Origin of the sequence: Arenimonas sp., from assembly GCF_019459675.1 — a bacterium.
Lineage (GTDB): Bacteria > Pseudomonadota > Gammaproteobacteria > Xanthomonadales > Xanthomonadaceae > Arenimonas.
Map to the genome: position 1 here is coordinate 1 of NZ_JAIBFH010000060.1, position 2858 is coordinate 2858.

A 2858-nucleotide genomic window follows, 5' to 3' on the forward strand; every position below is an offset into this window, starting at 1 on the left:
GACGAGGGCCTGCTGAGGCCGGTGCTGATGGCGCTGGGCCTGCACGCGGCCCTGGTCATGATCCGTTTGCTGGCGGGCTGGTGGCAGCCGGCGCCCCAGGTCGTGGCCGTCGCGGGCCCGGGGGGGGAGGCGTCGCGGGTGGTTTCGCCGGCCGCCATCCGCGCGGCCGAGAAAGCGATGGAGGACGCGCCCAAGCCCGCCGTCGAAGAGGCCGCGCCGCCGCCGCAGCCCCTGCCTGCGCCCCAGCCCGAAGTGTCGCCCGAGGAAGTCCAGCCGACGCCGCAGGAACAGCCGCCCGAGCCCGACACCGTGGACCAGGAGGCCGTGGCCCGCCTGGCGCTGGAGCAGCAGCAGGCCAAGGAGAAGCAGGAACAGGAGGCCCGCGTCCGCCAGGAGCAGATAGACCTGACCGAGCGCGAGCGCGTGGCCGAAGCCGAGCGCAAGCAGCGCCTGCGCGAACAGCTGGACGCCGTGCGCAAGGAGCGCGAAGCCGCCGAGCGCCGCACCCGCATGGAAGAACAGCGCCTGCAGCAGCTGGCCGACCGCCAGGCCGCCCCGGCCCCGCAGCCCGAGCCGGCGCGGGAGGCCGTTCAGGCGGGAGGCAACAACGGTGTGGATACTGACCTGCGGGCGCGCTATGCCCTGGCCATGCTGCAGACCGCCGAATCGAACTGGAACCGCACCCTGGCGCCCGAGCGCACGCGCTGCGAGGTGCGATTCACCCAGATCGTGGGTGGCGAGGTGATCGACGTGGCTTTCCTGCGCTGCCCGTTCGATGACCAGGGCCGTGAATCGGTGGAGCGGGCCCTGCGCCGCGCGCCGATGCCCTACGACGAATTCAAGACCGTGTTCGAGCGCCAAGTCACCCTGACATTCTGCTATCCCCAAGAGGCCTGCCAACGATGAGACGTTTCCTTTCCTTCCTGGCGCTCGCGCTGCTGCTGCCCGCCGGGCTGGTCCGCGCCCAGGGCCTCGACATCGGCATCGTCAGCGGCAACGAGTCCGCCCTGCCCATCGCCGTGGTGCCGATGCCCTACCTGGGCACCAGCGTGGCCCCCGACACCGACATCGCCGCCGTCATCCGCGCCGACCTCAACCGGTCGGGCCAGTTCCGGGCCCTGGCCGAACAGGACGTGATCGAGAAGCCCATCCGCGGCAACGAGATCAAGTTCCCCACCTGGCGCGTGCTCAAGCAGGACTTCGTGGTGGTTGGCCGGGTCATGGACAACCCCGACGGCGGCTACCGCGTGGAGTACGAGCTGTACGACGTGGCCAAGCAGGAGCGCCTGCTGGGGCTGGCCGTGGGCGGCCGGGCGCGCGGCATGCGCGACGTGTCGCACCAGATCGCCGACCAGATCTACGAAAAGATCCTCGGCGTGCGCGGCGCCTTCTGGACCCGCATCGCCTACGTCACGGCCAACGGCCTGGGCGGCAACACCCAGTACGCCCTGATGGTCGCCGACTCGGATGGCTTCAACCCCCAGACCGTGGTGAAGTCCAAGGAGCCGCTGCTGTCGCCGGCCTGGAGCCCGGATGGCCGCAAGCTGGCCTACGTGAGCTTCGAGCGCGGCAACTCCACCATCTACGTGCAGGAAATCACCACCGGCGCCCGTGAGGTGCTGGCCAGCTTCCGCGGCATCAACGGTGCCCCGAACTTCTCCCCGGACGGCCGCCGCCTGGCCATGACCCTGTCCCGGACCGGCAACCCCGAGATCTACGTGATGGACCTCGCCAGCCGCAACCTGACCCAGATCACCCGCCACTACGGCATCGACACCGAGGCCGTCTGGACCGCGGACGGCCAGAGCCTGGTCTTCACGTCCGACCGGGCCGGCAAGCCCCAGCTCTACCAGGTGCCGGCCGCCGGCGGCGACGCCACCCGCCTCAGCTTCCAGGGCGACTCCAACGCAAAGGCCAGTATTTCCTTTGACGGCAAGAAGATAGCTATGGCGCAGGGCGGCGGAAACGTATATCGTATTGCCGTTCTTGACCGCAGTTTTGGCGGTGCGGGGCGCTGGCAGACCTTGTCGCCGGGCAACCTCGACGAGTCCCCCAGTTTTGCGCCGAATGCCAGCATGCTGCTGTACGCCACGAAGGAAGGTCGTCGTGGGGTGCTGTACGCTGTTTCGGCGGACGGTCGTGTGCGACAGCGTTTGGTATTGGCTGATGGTGACGTCCGGGAGCCCGCCTGGTCACCATTCCGGCAGCGGTGAGTTAGGACGGGCCGTCAAAAAAAAATAGATCCACTACTGCATCCGATAAATCCTGTACCAGCCATCCAAAAGGGTTCCCCATGAACAACACCACGCGCGTGCTGCTTGCCGCCTCGATCGTCCTGGCCCTCGGTGCTTGCACCAAGAAGGTCAAGGAAGAAGCCCCCGTCGCCGACACCACCGGCCCGGCCACCACCGCTCCGGTCACCGACGGCCGTTACACCCCCGCCGACCTGGACAGCGATTCCTGCCTGCGCCAGCGCACTGTGTACTTCGATTTCGACCAGGACACCCTGCGTCCGGAGTTCCAGGCCATCATGGCGTGCCACGCCAAGTACCTGAACGACCGTTCGGAGTCGCGCGTCACCCTCGAAGGCAATGCCGACGAGCGCGGCACCCGCGAGTACAACCTGGGCCTCGGCGAGCGCCGCGGCAACGCCGTCTCCAGCGCCCTGCAGGGTGCCGGTGGTTCGGCCGGCCAGATCACCGTGGTGTCCTACGGCGAAGAGCGTCCGACCTGCAACGACACGGCCGAGTCCTGCTGGCAGCAGAACCGTCGCGTCGAAATCGTCTACACCGCGAAGTAAGCGATGCGACGTCAGCGCATCCTTTGCGTTGTGACCGTGGTGGGGGGGGGGGGGGGGG

Annotated in this window: 3 protein-coding genes; all 3 read left to right on the plus strand. The window is 68.4% G+C overall.

From position 1 onward, the window contains the following. A partial coding sequence (locus K0M70_RS02355; protein WP_290778755.1) for a protein TolA occupies nt 1-906 on the plus strand: 906 nt, incomplete at its 5' end. Beyond that, entirely contained in the window at nt 903-2213 is a 1311-nt protein-coding gene (gene tolB, locus K0M70_RS02360; RefSeq protein ID WP_290778758.1) for a Tol-Pal system beta propeller repeat protein TolB, read from the plus strand. The genes K0M70_RS02355 and tolB, both read left to right, overlap by 4 nt. Nucleotides 2214-2293: 80 nt before the next feature. After that, complete coding sequence (gene pal / locus K0M70_RS02365) at nt 2294-2800, plus strand: peptidoglycan-associated lipoprotein Pal (protein WP_290778761.1); 507 nt, start codon at nt 2294-2296, stop codon at nt 2798-2800. Nucleotides 2801-2858: the final 58 nt, after the last annotated feature.

Bases quoted from the DNA above. Each gene is read 5' to 3' on its own strand.
- tolB (WP_290778758.1), top strand. From the start codon at position 903: ATGAGACGTTTCCTTTCCTTCCTGGCGCTCGCGCTGCTGCTGCCCGCC.
- pal (WP_290778761.1), top strand. From the start codon at position 2,294: ATGAACAACACCACGCGCGTGCTGCTTGCCGCCTCGATCGTCCTGGCC.